Source organism: Bacteroides sp. AM54-2NS (assembly GCF_003602935.1).
In the GTDB taxonomy this organism is placed as follows: domain Bacteria; phylum Bacteroidota; class Bacteroidia; order Bacteroidales; family Bacteroidaceae; genus Bacteroides; species Bacteroides xylanisolvens.
The window spans coordinates 1-519 of record NZ_QTMZ01000157.1; the positions used below are offsets into that span (position 1 = coordinate 1).

Below are 519 nucleotides of genomic sequence, written 5' to 3' on the forward strand. Positions count from 1 at the left end.
GATAAAGCAAGGTGCAGAAACACCCTACAACGCCGTCCAACTGCTCCATGTCTATCGTTGCCATATCCGTTCCTCCTTGTTAGCCGAATGTGATTGGATTGATGCAGAAGTTCGTGTCCTCTGCCTCATACTCGTATTCATTGATGAAGTCAATCATCTTCTGTTCGTTTCTTCCGTCCTGTGAGATACCTGTCTTTTCACACCACAACTTGATGGCATCACCAAAGGTGGAGTAAGCACCCTCACAATCCTCAAAGAGTTCTCCGTATGCAGTGACATAGCACTCTTCGGGGAAGAAGTCGTTCTCATCGTGCGTATAGAAGATGTCGCAACCTGGCTCAATCTCTCGCCAACTGATTGAAAGTTCGTCGCCAAGTGCCTTGTTCACCTCCTCAAAGAACAAGTCGCAGGAAGACCAAGCACTTTCGGTGTCAAAGGACAAGAGGGCATAATCGTCTTCCACGTTCTCCTCATACTCTGCCCAATAGATGTGTCCTCTCACCGAGATGCCTTTCTTCT

Annotated in this window: 1 protein-coding gene; it reads right to left on the reverse strand. The window is 47.8% G+C overall.

The window, feature by feature from the left end:
* Positions 1–79: 79 nt before the first annotated feature.
* The coding region (locus DXA05_RS26285; RefSeq protein ID WP_128859799.1) for a hypothetical protein at positions 80–519 on the reverse strand (440 nt) is incomplete at its 5' end.